General features: G+C 67.2%; 9 protein-coding genes. 5 read left to right on the top strand and 4 right to left on the bottom strand.

Annotated elements, in window-relative coordinates; translation table 11 throughout:
• Nucleotides 1-63: 63 nt before the first annotated feature.
• The gene (locus DM480_RS09990) at nucleotides 64-345 is read right to left on the bottom strand and encodes a hypothetical protein (RefSeq protein ID WP_115381130.1); all 282 of its coding nucleotides are present in this window, start codon (nucleotides 343-345) and stop codon (nucleotides 64-66) included.
• A 116-nt stretch (nucleotides 346-461) separates the two neighbouring features.
• Here DM480_RS09990 and msrB point away from each other — a divergent pair, with 116 nt between their 5' ends.
• On the top strand, nucleotides 462-953 hold the full coding sequence (gene msrB, locus DM480_RS09985) for a peptide-methionine (R)-S-oxide reductase MsrB (protein ID WP_115378685.1): 492 nt from the start codon (nucleotides 462-464) through the stop codon (nucleotides 951-953).
• A 247-nt stretch (nucleotides 954-1,200) separates the two neighbouring features.
• Here the strand turns inward: msrB and DM480_RS09980 are convergent, their stop codons facing one another.
• Nucleotides 1,201-1,713, bottom strand: a complete 513-nt coding sequence (locus DM480_RS09980) for a CHAP domain-containing protein (protein WP_115381128.1) — start codon at nucleotides 1,711-1,713, stop codon at nucleotides 1,201-1,203.
• A gap of 474 nt (nucleotides 1,714-2,187) precedes the next feature.
• Here DM480_RS09980 and DM480_RS09975 point away from each other — a divergent pair, with 474 nt between their 5' ends.
• Both DM480_RS09975 and DM480_RS09965 read left to right on the top strand, forming a co-directional pair.
• Nucleotides 2,188-3,333 (top strand): acyl-CoA dehydrogenase family protein, encoded by a 1,146-nt coding sequence (locus DM480_RS09975; RefSeq protein ID WP_115378684.1) that lies wholly within the window; start codon nucleotides 2,188-2,190, stop codon nucleotides 3,331-3,333.
• A 208-nt stretch (nucleotides 3,334-3,541) separates the two neighbouring features.
• Nucleotides 3,542-4,330 carry an SDR family oxidoreductase gene (locus DM480_RS09965; RefSeq protein WP_115378682.1) on the top strand — a complete coding sequence of 263 codons (789 nt, stop codon included), beginning with the start codon at nucleotides 3,542-3,544 and terminating at the stop codon, nucleotides 4,328-4,330.
• 67 nt (nucleotides 4,331-4,397) lie between these two features.
• On the opposite strand, the gene DM480_RS09960 is transcribed toward DM480_RS09965, so the two are convergent.
• A complete protein-coding gene (locus DM480_RS09960; protein ID WP_115378681.1) occupies nucleotides 4,398-6,653 on the bottom strand; it encodes an NADP-dependent malic enzyme in 2,256 nt (751 codons plus the stop codon).
• Between the two features lie 165 nt (nucleotides 6,654-6,818).
• Between DM480_RS09960 and mutS the strand changes: the two genes are divergently transcribed.
• Nucleotides 6,819-9,398: a DNA mismatch repair protein MutS gene (gene mutS, locus DM480_RS09955; RefSeq protein ID WP_115381126.1), complete on the top strand. Its 2,580-nt coding sequence runs from the start codon at nucleotides 6,819-6,821 to the stop codon at nucleotides 9,396-9,398.
• 34 nt (nucleotides 9,399-9,432) lie between these two features.
• Entirely contained in the window at nucleotides 9,433-12,177 is a 2,745-nt protein-coding gene (locus DM480_RS09950; protein ID WP_198665792.1) for a [protein-PII] uridylyltransferase, read from the top strand.
• 288 nt (nucleotides 12,178-12,465) lie between these two features.
• On the opposite strand, the gene DM480_RS09945 is transcribed toward DM480_RS09950, so the two are convergent.
• Complete coding sequence (locus DM480_RS09945; protein ID WP_115378679.1) at nucleotides 12,466-15,294, bottom strand: TonB-dependent receptor; 2,829 nt, start codon at nucleotides 15,292-15,294, stop codon at nucleotides 12,466-12,468.
• Between the last annotated feature and the right edge of the window lie 370 nt (nucleotides 15,295-15,664).

Below are 15,664 nucleotides of genomic sequence, written 5' to 3'. Positions count from 1 at the left end.
GGGAGGCGCCGCAAGGCCCCTCCCCTTTTTCTTGGCGGTCTGGCGGTCAGGGCGATGACCCGATCAGTTCGGCTTGACCGTCTGCACCTTCAATGGCTCGGCACTGCCCGAACAATCGCCATTGTCACGCGGCGTCAGCGCGGGCGGCTTGGCCCGGCCCATCGTCCAGTTTGCCTGCAAACGCACGCGGGGATTGGGCGCACACCAGATCTCGCCCGTATCGTTGATCGCGGTGACCCAGATCAGGTTATGCTCCTGCCCATAGTCGATCACCGCAAAGGCGTAGCCCGATCCTTTGTCGAGGACATGGACCGGAAGCGGCGGCTCAAGTTGTTGAAAAGACATGATCTTGGTTGCACCTTTCGTCGCGCTCAACCCCGCAGCCCACGTGGCGGTTCCAACGTGGATCATAATGCTGCGTGGGTCTGGGCAAGCGCAACGGCGTCCCCATATCTCACGTCATGACCATCGATCCCACCCGCCGCTCGCTGCTGTCACTCGCCGCCACCGGTTTTGCCGGCGCGGTGCTCTGGGGCTGTCGCGCCGCGCCCGCCGATGCCGCGACCTATCCCGTCCAGATGAGCGATGCCGCCTGGCGCAAGAAGCTGGGCGACGCCGCGTGGAACGTATTGCGGCATGAGGGCACCGAGCGTCCCTTTTCCAGCCCGCTCAATGACGAGCATCGTGCGGGTACGTTCCAGTGCAAAGGATGCGCGCAACCCGTTTTCTCATCGAAGACCAAGTTCGACAGCGGCACCGGCTGGCCCAGCTTCTGGGCGCCGCTGCCGCGCGCGATCGGGACGAAGACGGACCGATCGCTGCTCGAAGAGCGCGTCGAGGTGCATTGCAGCCGGTGCGGCGGGCATCTCGGCCATGTGTTCGACGACGGACCCAAGCCGACCGGCAAGCGCTATTGCATGAACGGCGTCGCGATGACCTTCCGTCCGGCGTGACCCGGGTCAGCCTGCGCTGAAAAGGGGTATTGCCTCCAAACCATACCATCCTCCCGGCGACGGCCGGGGCCCAACTGGGGATGCGGAATGACCCCATGTTGCGGCCGCCATAGGCGATGCCCAAATGGACCCAGGCCTTCGTCAGGGAAAAAGAATGTCATCCCCCGCGTGCGACGCCTTCCCCCAACGCCACAAAAAAAGGGCCCGTTTCCGGGCCCCTCTTCGCATGCGATGATGTAGGTGAGGATCAGCGATCCGCAACCGGCTTGACCGGCACCACAGCAGAGGTCGCGATCATCGCCAGGTTGGCGGCGGCGACGTCGTCGCGGCTCGCCGGCACCGCGTCGGCATCCGCCGGCGCATGACCCGAATAGATGAAGCCGTTGGTGGGGTAGCTCGACGTGCCGAGACCGCCGTTCGGGCCGTACCACACCTTGACTTCGCTCCAGTCGCCGGCGGCGGAAACGTCGACGGCGCGGACGTTGCGCTCGATCTGGCCGGGGCGCGACCAGTTGGCGTGCGTCAGCAGCACTTCCCGATCGCTGACCACCTGCGACACCATCGCGACGTGGCCGACGCGCATGCGGCGGGTGGACTGGAAGGAGAGGACCGAGCCGACTTCGGGCTTGTGCCCGCGCTGGTAGCGGCCCGCCGCCTGACCCCACCAGGTGTTGGCGTTGCCGTGCAGCGCGATGCCGGAAACCTCGCGGGCGTAGGGCGCACACTGCCAGAATTGCGCCGCCGCCGGAGAGGCCATCATCAGGCCGCAAGAGAATATCAGCGCAACCTGCGCTGCCAGCTTCTTCAACACTTGGTGACCCCCCGGTCAAAACCCGTTCGTCGAGGATGGCGCTACGCAACATCGTTCCCCCGGCATAGAGGGGCGGCGGGCGCTTTCCGGCGAACGGTTGTGAAGCGCAGATGAACGGCTCACCGTGCGACGAAGCGAGGGCGAAAGGCTGTCCCAATTTACCAAGGTTCCGCGCAGATCGGGCCGGTTTCGTACAGAAACGCGCGCATCCTCCTGCAATCTGAGGAGCTCAGCGCGAAACCCAGTGACGGGCGTCCGCTCATGAAACCGGGGCTCCTGCCTTCAAAGGATTATGATGAATGGCTGCGCCGGTATCATCTTATGCTACGGCAAAGCTGGCATCTGCGTCGATTTAGAATTTTGGGTTTGCCCACTCCGCTCCCGCACCCTACCCTTCGCAACCGTTATCGCAAGGACACGGCCATGGCCCTCGACCCCGAAACCTTCGACGCGCTGATCGACACCATCCGCCGCTTCGTCGCCGAACGACTGCGTCCGCTCGAGGCGGAGGTGGAGGCGGCGGACGCGATCCCCGACGCCTTGGTCGACGAGATGAAGGCGATGGGCCTGTTCGGCCTGTCGATCGCGGAGGAATATGGCGGCCTCGGCCTGACGATGCTGGAAGAAGCGAAGGTCGCGATCGAGATGGGCCGCACCACCCCTGCCTTCCGCTCCACCTTCGGCACCAATGTCGGTATCGGCAGCCAGGGACTCGTCATGGCCGGCACGCCCGAGCAAAAGGCGGCATGGCTGCCGCGTATCGCCAGCGGCGAGATCGTCACCAGCTTCGCGCTGACCGAACCCGACGTCGGCAGCGATTCGGGCAGCGTCAAGACGCGCGCGGTCCGTGACGGCGACGTCTACCGCCTGTCCGGCACGAAGCGCTACATCACCAATGCGGACAAGGCGCAGCTGTTCACCGTAATGGCGCGGACGGGCGACGAACCGGGCGCGCGCGGCGTTTCCGCCTTCCTCGTCCCGCGCGACCTTCCCGGCGTGTCGATCGGCGAACCCGAAAAGAAAATGGGACAGAAAGGCGCGAAGGTCGCCGACGTCAATTTCGACGAAGTCCCCGTGCCGGTCGAAAACCGGCTGGGCGCGGAGGGCGAGGGGTTCAAGATCGCGATGCGCGTGCTCGATCGGGGGCGCCTGCACATCGCCGCGGTCTGCGTCGGCGTCGCCGAGCGGCTGATCGCCGACAGCGTCGCTTATGCCGGCGAGCGCAAGCAGTTCGGCCAGCCGATCGCGCATCACCAGCTGATCCAGGGCATGATCGCCGACATGAAGACCGAGGCGCTCGTCGCGCGCGCGATGGTGCTGGAGACGGCGCAGGCGAAGGATGATGGCAAGGACGTCGTCCTCGAATCGGCCGCGGCCAAATATTTCGCCAGCGAGATGGTCGGCCGCGTCGCGGACAAGGCGGTGCAGATTTTCGGCGGGGCGGGCTATATCGCCGATTACGGCATCGAACGCCTGTATCGCGACGTCCGCCTGTTCCGCATCTACGAAGGCACCAGCCAGATCCAGCAGGTTATCATTGCGCGCGAGACGATGAAAAGGGGCGGGTGATGCTCGGGGCGAAAGGGGATGACATCGAACACCGCACCCGGCCCATTGTCGTCCCCGCGCAGGCGGGGATCCAGACGCGCAGGTTCATCGGCGGAGCCGCCACGTCAGCCGGCCTAGATTCCCGCCTTCGCGGGAATGACGGTTCGGTACGTTTACGCCCGACTTTCTTGCCGCACGCCCCGGCGCACCTATTGTCCCAGGAGCCCTCGTGAACACCACTGACCTGTTCCGCCTCAACGGCCGCATCGCCCTCGTCACCGGCGGCAGCCGCGGCATCGGCAAGATGATCGCGAGCGGCTTCATCCAGCAGGGCGCGACGGTCTACGTCTCCAGCCGCAAGGCGGGGGCGTGCGAGGATACCGCCGCCGCGCTCGGCCCAAAGTGCATCCCTCTGCCCGCGGATGTCTCCACGGTGGCGGGGGTGCGCGCGCTCGCCGCCGCGCTGGCGGAGCGAGAGGAGCGGCTCGACATACTCGTCAACAATGCGGGCGCGGCGTGGGGCGTGCCGTTCGAAGAATTTCCAGAAAGCGGGTGGGACAAGGTGATGGACCTCAACGTCAAATCGCCCTTCTTCCTTACGCAGGCGCTGCACGGCCTGCTCAAGGCCGCCGCGACGCCGGACCGCCCGGCCAAGGTCATCAACATCACCTCGATCGACGGCCAGCGCCTCAACCCGTGGGAAACGTACAGCTATCATGCGTCCAAGGCAGCGCTGATCTATCTGACCAAGCGGATGGCGGCGCGGCTGGTGCGTGACCATGTCAACGTCACTTCGATCGCACCGGGCGCCTTCGCCAGCGAGATGAACCGTGCCGCGCGCGACCATGGCGCTGCGGTGGCGCAAGGGATTCCCGCAGGTCGAATCGGCACGGATGAGGATATGGCGGGCGCAGCGATCTACCTCGCCAGCCGCGCCGGCGATTACGTGATCGGCGAGACGATCACTGTCGACGGCGGCCTGGTCCACGCCGCGCTGGGAACCAGCATCGACGGCTGACGATCCCTGAATTGTGCCCCCTCCCGCAAACGGGAGGGGAGAAATGCGACGGCGGCCGGGTCCGGGCTCAGCGCGCGATACCACCCGCGGCGAGCACCGCCAGCGTCACCAGCTCGCTCGCGGTGGAGGTCATCGGCGCGATCTGGATCGGCTTTTCCATGCCGATCAGCATCGGGCCGATGACACTGTCACCGCCCAGCTCGCGCAGCAGCTTCGCGGCGATATGCGCGGACTGCAGGCCCGGCATGATCAGGATATTCGCCGGGCCGGAAAGGCGCGCGAACGGATAGTTCGCCAGCTGCTTCGGATTGAGCGCGACGTCGGGCGGCATCTCGCCTTCATATTCGAAGCCGACGCCGCGCGCGTCGAGCACCGACACCGCGTCGCGGATATTGTCGACCCACGCGCCCTTCGGATTGCCGAACGTCGAATAGCTGAGCATCGCGACGCGCGGCTCGTGGCCCATGCGGCGCGCGACCTGCGCGGTCTGTTCGGCGAAGTCGGCGAGTTGCTCGCCCGTCGGCCGCTCGTTGACGGTCGTGTCGGCGATAAACACCGTGTGGCTCTGGCCGACCATGATATGGATGCCGAACGGCGTGCGCCCCGCTTCGGGATCGATGACGCGCTTCACCTGGCGCATCGATTCGGCCCACGTGCGCGTGATGCCCGTGATCATCGCATCGGCCTCGCCCAGCTGCAGCATCGCCGAGCCGAAGACGTTGCGATCCTGGTTGATCATCCGCTCGACGTCGCGGCGCAGATAGCCGCGGCGTTGCAGGCGCGCATAGACGAAGTCGACCATCTTGGGGACCAGCGGCGACACGCGGCTGTTGTGCACCTCATAGTCTTCCGGATTGACGCCCAGGTCGCGCAGCTTGTCGTGGACGTCGTCGCGCCCGACCAGCACCGGCGTGCCGTACCCCCCCTCCTTGAACGCGATCGCGGCGCGCAGGACGACCTCTTCCTCACCCTCCGCGAACAGCACGCGCTTGGGCCGCGCGCGCGCGCCCTCATAGGCGAGGCTGAGCACCGAGGTCGTCGGGTTGAGGCGGGCGCGCAGCGACTGGCGATACGCCTGCATGTCGAGGATCGGCTTGGTCGCCAGCCCCGAATCCATCGCCGCCTTGGCGACCGCGGCGGGCACTTCCTCCATCAGGCGCGGGTCGAACGGCGCGGGGATGATGTAATCGGGGCCGAAACTGTGGCTGACGCCATAGGCCGCCGCCACCTCTTCGGGCACGCGCTCGCGCGCCAGGTCGGCGATCGCCTTGGCCGCGGCGATCTTCATGTCGTCGTTGATCCCCGTCGCGCGCACGTCGAGCGCGCCGCGGAAGATGAAGGGGAAGCCGAGCACATTGTTGACCTGGTTCGGATAGTCCGAGCGGCCGGTGGCGATGATCGCGTCGGGGCGCGCGGTCTTCGCTTCTTCGGGCAGGATCTCGGGAACCGGATTGGCCATGGCGAAGATGATCGGCGCGTCCGCCATCTCGATCACCATGTCGCCCTTCAGCGCGCCCGCCGCCGACAGGCCGAGGAACACGTCCGCGCCGACCAAAGCCTCCTTCAGCGTGCGGCGGTCGGTGGCGGCGGCGTGCGCCGACTGCCACTGATTCACATCGTCGCGGCCCTGATAGATGACGCCCGTCTTGTCGCACATGATGACGTTGTCGTGGCGCACGCCCATCGCCTTCATCAGCTCGGTGCAGGCGATCGCCGCCGCGCCCGCGCCGTTGACGACCAGCTTGATCTCGTCGAGCTTGCGCCCGGTCAGCAGACAGGCGTTGATGAGGCCTGCCGCGCAGATGATCGCGGTGCCGTGCTGGTCGTCATGGAAGACGGGTATGTTCATCCGTTCGCGGAGCGCCTGCTCGATGATGAAGCATTCGGGCGCCTTGATATCCTCGAGATTGATGCCGCCGAAAGTCGGCTCCATCAGTTCGACCGCATCGATGAAGCGGTTGACGTCCTCCGTCTTCAGCTCGATGTCGATCGAATCGACGTCGGCGAAGCGCTTGAAGAGCACCGCCTTGCCCTCCATCACCGGCTTGGACGCGAGCGCGCCGAGGTTGCCCATGCCCAGAATTGCGGTGCCGTTGGAAATGACCGCAACCAGATTGCCCTTGGCGGTATAATCGTATGCGGTGGCGGGATCGTCCGCGATCGCCTGCACCGGCACCGCGACACCGGGCGAATAGGCGAGCGCGAGGTCGCGTTGCGTCGCCATCGGCTTCGACGCGACGATCTCGATCTTGCCGGGCCGCCCCTCGGAATGGAACAGCAGGGCCTCGCGTTCGGAGAACTGGACGGACGCATTTTCGGACATGGGACCTCGCGGGCGGCTGGGGACGCTACGGCTCTTGGCCATTTCGGGCGGGGCTTTCAACCCGTGCTAGGCATTGCCAGGGCCGCGACCTATAGCCGGTCGGCCGCCGGCACCCCCGATCCCTTCGAAGAACAGCGCCCACCACCGATGACCGCACCCACCCCGATGATGGCGCAATATCTGGCGTTGAAGGCCGAAGCGGAGGATTGCCTGCTCTTCTATCGCATGGGCGATTTCTTCGAACTGTTCTTCGATGATGCGCGCATCGCGAGCGGCGTGCTCGACATCGCGCTCACCGCGCGTGGCGAGCATGGCGGCGAAAAGGTGCCGATGTGCGGGGTGCCCGTCCATGCCGCCACCGCCTATCTGCAACGGCTGATCAAGGCGGGCCACCGCGTCGCGATCGCCGAACAGACCGAAAGCCCGGAGGCCGCGCGCAAGGCGCGGGGCAGCAAGGCGCTGGTCAACCGCGCGATCGTCCGCTTCGTCACGGCGGGCACGCTGACCGAGGAGGCGCTGCTCGACGCGCGATCCGACAATTGGTGCGTCGCGATCGGCGAGGCGGGCGGCGCGGTCGCGCTCGCCGCAGCGGACGTGTCGACCGGGCAGTTCATGGTCATCGACGTCGCCGCCGACGCGCTCGGCGCCGAACTCGCCCGCCTCGGCGCGGCGGAGGTGGTGGCCTCAGAAGGCAGCGGGCATGCCGATGCGGCGACCTCGCTCCGCCCGCGCCAGACGTTCGACAGCGGCGCGGCCGAGGCGCGGCTGAAGGCGCTGTTCGGCGTCGCGACGCTCGACGGCTTCGGCCAGTTCGGCCGCGCCGCGCTTGCCGCCGCCGGCGGGCTGGTCGCCTATCTCGACCATACGGCCAAGGGCACGCTGCCCTTCCTGCGCCCGCCGCAGCTGTCGCGTGCGGCCGAGACGATGGCGATCGACGCGGCGACGCGCGAGAGCCTGGAGCTGACCTGCACCACCGGCGGCCAGCGTAAGGGATCGTTGCTCGATGCGGTCGACCGCACGGTGACGGGCGCGGGTGCGCGCCTGCTCGCCGGCGACATCGGCGCGCCGCTGATGGATCGCGCCGCGATCGAGGCGCGGCTCGACCTCGTCCAGTTCTTCCAAGACCAGCCCGGCTTACGCGAACAGGTGCGCGGCGCGCTGCGGGCGATGCCCGATATCGGCCGCGCGCTCGGCCGGCTCGCGGCGGGGCGCGGGTCCCCGCGTGATCTCGGCCAGCTGCGCGACGGCCTCGACGGGGCGTGGCATCTGGGCGAGCGGCTGGGCCGGGTCGAGGCACCTTCGTCCCTGCTCGACCGGCTCGCCCCGCGACTGCGCGGACATGGCGCGCTGATCGACCTGCTCAAGCGCGCGCTCGTCCCGTCGCCGCCCGTCGAGGCAAGCGACGGCGGCTATATCGCCGCGGGGTACGACATCGCCCTCGACGATCTGCGCGATACCGGCGCGGGCGGCCGCCGCGCGATCGCCGCGCTGGAGGCGGAGATGAAGGCCGCGACCGGCATCGCCGCGCTCAAGGTCCGCCACAATAACGTGCTCGGTTACCACGTCGAGGTCCCGGCCAGAGCGGCGGACGCGCTGATGCAGGCCGACAGCGGCTTTACGCATCGCCAGACGCTGGCCGGCGTCGTCCGCTTCAACACGCCCGCGCTGCACGAGGTCGCCGCCAAGGTGTCGCAGGCGGGCGCGCATGCGCTGGCGGCAGAGGCCGCGCATCTGGAGGAGCTGACAGCCGCCGCACTGGCGACGCGTGAGGCGATCGCAGCGACCGCAGACGCGCTTGCCCGAATCGACGTCGCCGCCGGCCTTGCCGAACGCGCGGACGAAGGGGGTTGGAGCCGCCCCGTTCTGGTCGACGATCCCCGGTTCGAGGTGACCGGCGGCCGCCACCCCGTGGTCGAGGCGGCCGTGGCGAAATCGGGCGACCGGTTCATCGCCAACGACTGCGCGCTCGGCGAACGCTCGCGGCTGTGGCTGGTCACCGGCCCCAACATGGGCGGCAAGTCCACCTTCCTGCGCCAGAATGCGCTGATCGCGGTGCTTGCGCAGGCGGGCGGCTACGTCCCCGCGACCGCCGCGACGCTCGGCCTCGTCGACCGGCTGTTCAGCCGTGTCGGTGCCTCCGACAATCTGGCGCGTGGCCGATCGACCTTCATGGTCGAAATGGTCGAGACCGCGGCGATCCTGGCGCAGGCGACGCCGCACAGCTTCGTCATCCTGGACGAGGTTGGGCGAGGCACCTCCACCTATGACGGGCTCGCCATCGCCTGGGCGGTGGTGGAGGCGATCCACGAGGACAATCGCTGCCGCTGCCTGTTCGCGACGCATTACCACGAACTGACGCGGCTCGCCGAACGTTGCGATGCGCTCAGCCTGCACCACGTCCGCGCGCGCGAATGGAAGGGCGAGCTGGTGCTGCTGCACGAGGTTTCGGACGGTCCCGCCGATCGCAGCTACGGCCTCGCCGTCGCGCGGCTCGCGGGGATGCCGCCCGCGACGATCGCGCGCGCCAAGGCGGTGCTCGCCAAGCTGGAGGCGGGGCGCGCGAAGACGGGCGGGCTCGCCGCCGGCCTCGACGATCTGCCGCTGTTCGCCGCCGCCGCGCAGGTCGAAGAAGAGACGTGCGACGCGATCCGCGCCGAGGTCGAGAGCCTCGACGTCGACGCGCTTACCCCGCGCGAGGCGCTCGACACGCTCTACCGCCTCAAGGCCCTGGCGCGCGAGGGATAGCGACGCTGCCTGCGATGGCGCTATGACGCAGGCCATGTCCGGCCGCTTCGACCATCTGCCCAACCGCCGCGCGATCGTCGATCGTCGCCTGCTCGCGGAAACGATCGCCACCTTCGATGCAACCGGCACGCCGCTGCGCCAGCAGGTCGCTGCCCTGCTCAAGAGCGCGCTCGCCGCCGGACGCCAGGAGATCGAGCGCCGGCTACTCGCCCACCCCTCGCGCGGGCTGGAGGCGTCGAACGCGCAGGCCTATCTCGTCGACCAATTGCTGCGCGTGCTGTTCGACGTCGCGACGCAGCGGCTGCATCCGCTGCACAATCCGACCGCGGGGGAACGGCTGACGCTGATCGCGGTCGGCGGCTACGGCCGCGCCGAGATGGCGCCCTATTCCGATGTCGATATCGGTTTCCTGACGCCTGGCAAGCAGACGCCCTGGGCGGAGCAGGTGATCGAATCGATGCTGTATGCGCTGTGGGACATCGGGCTGAAGGTCGGCCATTCCAGCCGCAGCATCGACGAGATGGTGCGCCAGGCGAAGGCGGACGGCACGATCCGCACCGCCTTGCTGGAGGGGCGCTACGTCACCGGCGACGTCGACCTGTACGACGAGGCGTCGCGCCGGTTCCACGCCGAGGTGCAGCACGGCACCGAACGCGCCTTCATCGCCGACAAACTGGCGGAGCGCGACGCGCGCCACCGCAAGATGGGCGACACGCGCTACGTCGTCGAACCCAACGTCAAGGAGGGCAAGGGCGGCCTGCGCGACCTGCACGCTTTGTTCTGGATCGGCAAATATGTGTTCGACGTGCAGCAGGGGCGCGATCTGGTCGACGCCGGGCTGCTGACGCAGGACGAGTACCGCCTGTTCCACCGCGCCGACAATTTCCTGCAGGCGGTCCGTTGCCACCTGCACAGCATCACGCGGCGGCCGGAGGATCGGCTGACCTTCGACGTGCAGCGCGAGATCGCCGCGCGCATGCGCTTTTCCGACCGGCCCGGCAAACCCGCGGTCGAACGCTTCATGCAATATTACTTCCTGCAGGCGCGCACCGTCGGCACGCTGACCGGCCTGTTCCTCGCGCATCTCGACGAGCGGTTCGCGGCGCGCGGGCGGCGGTTCGGGCTGCCGACGATCCGGCGGCGCCCCCGCAAGCTGCACGGCTTCGTGCTCGACCGCGGGCGGCTGGCGATCCCGGAGGACGATTTCTTCCGCGCCGATCCCGTCCGCCTGGTCGAGATGTTCCACCTCGCCGACCTGCACGGACTGGAGATTCACCCGCTCGCCTGGCGGGCGGCAACGCGCGACGCCAAGCTGATCGACGACTATCGCGCCGACCGCCACGCCAACGCGATGTTCCTCGACGTGCTGACGTCCCCGCGCGATCCCGAACTGGTGCTGCGCTGGATGAACGAGGTCGGCGTGTTCGGCCGCTTCGTGCCGGATTTCGGCCGCGTCGTCGCGCAGATGCAGTTCGACATGTACCACCATTACACCGTCGACGAGCACACGATCCGCGCGATCGGCCTGCTCGGCCAGATCGATCGCGGTCTGCTGAGGGAGGATCATCCGATGGCCTCCGCGATCATCCGCCAGATCGTGTCGCGGCGCGTGCTCTATGTCGCGGTGCTGCTCCACGACATCGCCAAGGGGCGCGGCGGCGACCATTCGATCCTGGGCGCGGAGGTCGCCGAGCGGCTGTGCCCGCGCTTCGGTCTGACGCCGGCGGAGACGGAGACGGTGGCGTGGCTGGTCCGCTACCACCTGCTGATGTCCGCGACCGCGTTTAAACGCGACCTTGCCGATTTCAAGACGATCCTCGATTTCTGCGCGGTGGTGCAGAGCGCGGAGCGGCTGCGGCTGCTCCTCTGTCTGACGATCGTCGACATCCGCGCGGTGGGTCCCGGCACGTGGAACGGGTGGAAGCGCCAGCTGCTCGGCGATCTGTACGAACAGGCCGAAGAGGTGCTGCGCCTGGGCCACAAGCAGCGCGGGCGCGGCGAGCGGATCACCGCCAAGCAGCAGCGGCTGGGCGAGGCGCTCGGCTGGGGTACGGCGCGCTACGAGGCGTTCGTGCGCCGTTTCCCGGAAGCCTATTGGATCGCGGAGCCGGAGGACGTGCTGCTGCGCAACGCGCGCTTCATCGCGGCGGCGGGCGAGGCGCAGCTGGCGATCGACGCGGAAGTCTATCCCGAACGCGGCGCGACGATGGTCACCATCTACGCCGCCGACCACCCCGGCCTATTCTATCGTATCGCTGGCGCGATCCATGTCGCGGGCGGCAGCATCATCGACGCGCGCATCCACACGACGCGCGATGGCATGGCGATCGACAATTTCCTGGTGCAGGACCCGCTGGGCCGGCCGTTCGACGACCCCGCACAGCTGGCCCGGCTGAAGACCGCGATCGAGGATGCGCTGGCCAATCGCGGCAAGCTCGCCGACCGGCTCGTCGCCAAACCCGCCGCGCGGACGCGGGCGGAGGCGTTCGACATCGCGCCCAACGTGCTGATCGACAATCACGCGTCGAACCGCTTCACCGTCGTCGAGGTCAATGCGCGCGACCGGCCGGCCTTGCTCAACCAACTCGCCCATGCGCTCGTCCAGTCGAAGGTGACGCTGCATTCGGCGCATGTCGCGACCTATGGCGAGCGTGCGGTCGACACCTTCTACATCACCGACCTGACCGGCGACCGCATCCTCGCCCCGGCGCGGCTGAAGGCGCTGGAGAAACGGTTGCTCGCGGCTGCCGTCGGCGACGAGGCTGCGCTCGCCGCGTGAGGCCTATCGCACTGACGAAGCCCGATAAACGCCGCGAGTCTTGACAGAATTGACACCTGAACGCGACATCTTCGGTCGTTCGGCTTTGCGTTTGTTACGTATGACCGATGCTGAGAAAGAGCTGAGGGTCGCCTTGTACACGATTTGTTTCGTGTAGGACAGGGCGGAAGGTGACGGCGTCTTTCCTTTTCAGCGGGGCATAGTGATCCCCGCTCCCGACGGGCCCACGCCGAAAGAAAGACGGCGGCGCATCGCTGCGCCGCCGCCCTCTCCCATCGAACGGAGCGTTTAGAACCGGATGCGCGCGGTGACGCCGTAGGTGCGCGGTTCGGCCAGGAACGAGGTGAAGATCTGGTTCGAGGGCGAGGTGCCGAGCTTGATCGTGGAGGCGAGGCTGCCCGAACCCTGGAAAGGCGCGTTGAACGCCACCTGCTCGTAACGGGTGTTGGTCAGGTTCTGCCCCCAGAATTCCAGCGCCCAATGCTGGTCCGGCCCACGGATGCCGATGCGCGCGTTCATCAGGAAGAAGCCGTCCTGGCGCTTCTCGTAGAACAGATCGGAGCCCGTGTTATAGTCGCTGGTCATGCGGCCATCGACGTAGAAGAGCGCGGTCAGTCCCGACGATCCCAAGTCCGGCGTGAACGTCATCGACGAGGTGACGGTGTGGCGGGGCGCGTTGGACAGCTGGCTGCCCGGCAGCAGGAACAGCTGCGCATCGAGCGCCTCGCCCGAATCGCTGCCGACCAGATTGTGGCGATAGTGGGTATCGGCGAGCGTGTAGCCGAGCGCGAACGCCAGGTCTTTCGCCGGGAACAGCCCCGCCTCCAGCTCGACGCCCTGGCTGACCACGCCGTAACCGGTCTTGCCGGTGCACACGCCCGTCGTCGAGCTGTTGTCCTGGTCCAGCCCGTTGAGGCTGTTCTTGCACGAGGTGATGTTCTGGACGATGTAGTTGGTGCCGTTGAAGGTATTCAGCTGGAAGTTCTTGAACTCCTGGCGGAACGCCGCGGCGTTGAAGGTGAATTGGCGGCTGGTGTACTTCAGGCCGACTTCATAGGCGTTGACCGTTTCGGGATCGAAGCGCAGCCGGCTGGCGCTGGCATTGGTCGGCGGCGCGAAGACGTTGGCGGTGAGATCCGACCGGTCGAGGTTGTAGCCGCCCGCCTTGTAGCCGCGCGAATAGGAGGCGTAGACGAGCAGGTCGCTGGTCGGCTTGTAGGAGAGGACGCCGGTGCCGGTGAATTCACCTTCGCTGAGCCGGTCCTGCGGCGTCAAACTGTTGATGCTCGAGGTGGAATTGCCCGTGCAGGTCAGCGTGATGATGCCGCCGATCAGCGGCTGCAGCGCGGCGAGCGCCGGATTGGCGAGCAGCGGGCTAAGCGCGGCCTGCTGCGTCGGGCAGACGGTGTTGTTGTTGTTGAACGTCGCACGGAAGTCCTTGCGCTCGTGGGTGTAGCGCAGGCCCGCGGTGATCGACAGTTTGTCCGTCACCTTGAAGATGTTGTGCGTGAAGAAGGCGTAGTTCTCGCTGTCCTGATAATAGCGCGAGTTGGTGTCGCCGACATTGTTGACGGTGCTCAGCCGGTCGATGCCCGGCAGCAGGAACGCCGCCGCGGCGCCGAGGCCAGCGCCTAGCGCCTGCCGCCCGGTCGCCCCGCCCAAAGCGGCGAGCGGGGTGGTGCCGAGACAGCCCGGCTTGGTCGGATCGCGCAGCGCCGCCAGCGGGTTGATCGTCGCGATGATCCGGCACGCGGCGAAGGCGCCATATTGCGTGCCGAACTTCAGATTGTCGGCGACGAGCAGATTTTCCTTCGAATAATAGCCGCCGATCAGCCAGTTGAGCTTGTTGTCGAACGCCTCGCCGTTCAGGCGCAGTTCCTGAGTGAAGGTATGGAACTGGCGGAAGGCGTTGCCGTCGTCGGGGCGATAGCCGATGTCGAGGTTGCCGTAATCGATGTCGCCCGCGCCGCCCGACTTGTATTCGCGATAGGCGGTGATCGAGGTCAGACCGGCGCCGCCGAGGTTCCAGTCGAGCTGCGCCGAGCCGCCGTAATCCTTGGTGACGTTGCTGTACGCGCGGCCGAGCGTATTGGCGATCTTGCGGTTGTACGGATCGCCCGCGCTGGGGAAGATCGCGCCCATCTGCTGCATCACCTGGACGATGCGGTTGCCGTTCGGGTTGATCGTGAAGTCGCCGGGGACGCCCGGCGTCGGGTCGAGCTTCTCGCGCAGGTCGATATAGACCGCGCCGCAGCACTTTTCGTTGCGCCACGTATAGTCGCCGATCAGGCGCAGCGAGATGTCCGACGTCGGTTCGAACAACAACTGGCCGCGCACGAAGAAGCGGTTGCGGTTGTTGTAGTCAGTGTTGTTGACGACGTCCTGATAGAAACCGTCGCGCTTGTTGTAGACGCCGTCGAGGCGGAAGGCGAGCATGTCCTTGATGATCGGACCGGTGATCGCGCCGGCAAGGCGGACGGCGTTGTAATTGCCGTACGTGCCCTCGGCATAACCGCCGAACGTGTAGGAGGGCGCCTTGGTGATGATGTTGATCGTGCCGGCGGACGCGTTGCGGCCCGACAGCGTGCCCTGCGGCCCGCGCAGTACCTCGATCCGGTCGACCTCGCCGATGTCGTTGAGGCCCGAGCCGGTGCGGCTGCGATAGACGCCGTCGATGAACACCGCGACCGAGCTTTCGAGGCCGGGATTGTCGCCGACGGTGCCGATGCCGCGGATGCGCGCGGAGGCGTTGGCTTCCGACCCGGTCGACGAGACGAGCAGCGACGGCGTCAGCTGCGTCATCTGGCGGATGTCGGTCGCGCCCGAATTCTCCAGCGATTGCGCGCTGACCGCGCTGACCGCGATCGGCACGTTCGACAGCCGCTCGGCGCGGCGGGTCGCGGTGATGACGATATCGCCGAGGTTGGTCGGCTCCTGCCCGGCCGGCGGCAGCTCGCCCGAATCGACCGAGGCACTGGCGGTCGCCGTCGTGCTGGTCTGTGCCTGCCCCTGCGTCGTGGGCGCGTCGGCGGGTGGCGTCATGTCCTGGGCTGCGACGATGGTCGGGGCGGCCAGCGCAATCGTGGCGGCCGAAAGCAGATACGCGGTCAGGCGCATGGGCATCCTCTCCTATTGCCCCGGTATGTTTTTGGATATCCGGGTTGCGACAAAGGCTAGGGCGAGGACGCACGGCGCGTCCACCTTTTTCACATTGCCGTCATCGACCAAACCCGATTTTCAAAGTCGGTGTCGCCAAACCGCAACACTCTATGTCCGGATTGCGAACCCATTGTTCGAAAGTTACGCCAAAAAGAGGCAGGAGCGGTGCCGGATCGCTGGTGCGACAGACGATCGGCGTGACCAGCGACGGACAGGGAGCGACGGACAGAGAGCGCCGTCATCCGTTGCGCACGCAAGGCGCCCTTGCTCGCGCCATGGCGGCAACAGCGACAGAAAAAGTGGCGGGACGCACGCGGGCAAGCGCACC

The organism is Sphingomonas sp. FARSPH (assembly GCF_003355005.1).
GTDB lineage: Bacteria > Pseudomonadota > Alphaproteobacteria > Sphingomonadales > Sphingomonadaceae > Sphingomonas.
The sequence above is the reverse complement of the archived record's forward strand: the minus strand, read 5'-3'. Positions and strand labels throughout refer to the sequence as shown.

Coding starts and splice junctions, on each gene's coding strand:
- DM480_RS09990 (WP_115381130.1), bottom strand. CDS start 345: ATGTCTTTTCAACAACTTGAGCCGCCGCTTCCGGTCCATGTCCTCGAC.
- msrB (WP_115378685.1), top strand. CDS start 462: ATGACCATCGATCCCACCCGCCGCTCGCTGCTGTCACTCGCCGCCACC.
- DM480_RS09980 (WP_115381128.1), bottom strand. CDS start 1,713: ATGATGGCCTCTCCGGCGGCGGCGCAATTCTGGCAGTGTGCGCCCTAC.
- DM480_RS09975 (WP_115378684.1), top strand. CDS start 2,188: ATGGCCCTCGACCCCGAAACCTTCGACGCGCTGATCGACACCATCCGC.
- DM480_RS09960 (WP_115378681.1), bottom strand. CDS start 6,653: ATGTCCGAAAATGCGTCCGTCCAGTTCTCCGAACGCGAGGCCCTGCTG.
- mutS (WP_115381126.1), top strand. CDS start 6,819: ATGATGGCGCAATATCTGGCGTTGAAGGCCGAAGCGGAGGATTGCCTG.
- DM480_RS09950 (WP_198665792.1), top strand. CDS start 9,433: ATGTCCGGCCGCTTCGACCATCTGCCCAACCGCCGCGCGATCGTCGAT.
- DM480_RS09945 (WP_115378679.1), bottom strand. CDS start 15,294: ATGCGCCTGACCGCGTATCTGCTTTCGGCCGCCACGATTGCGCTGGCC.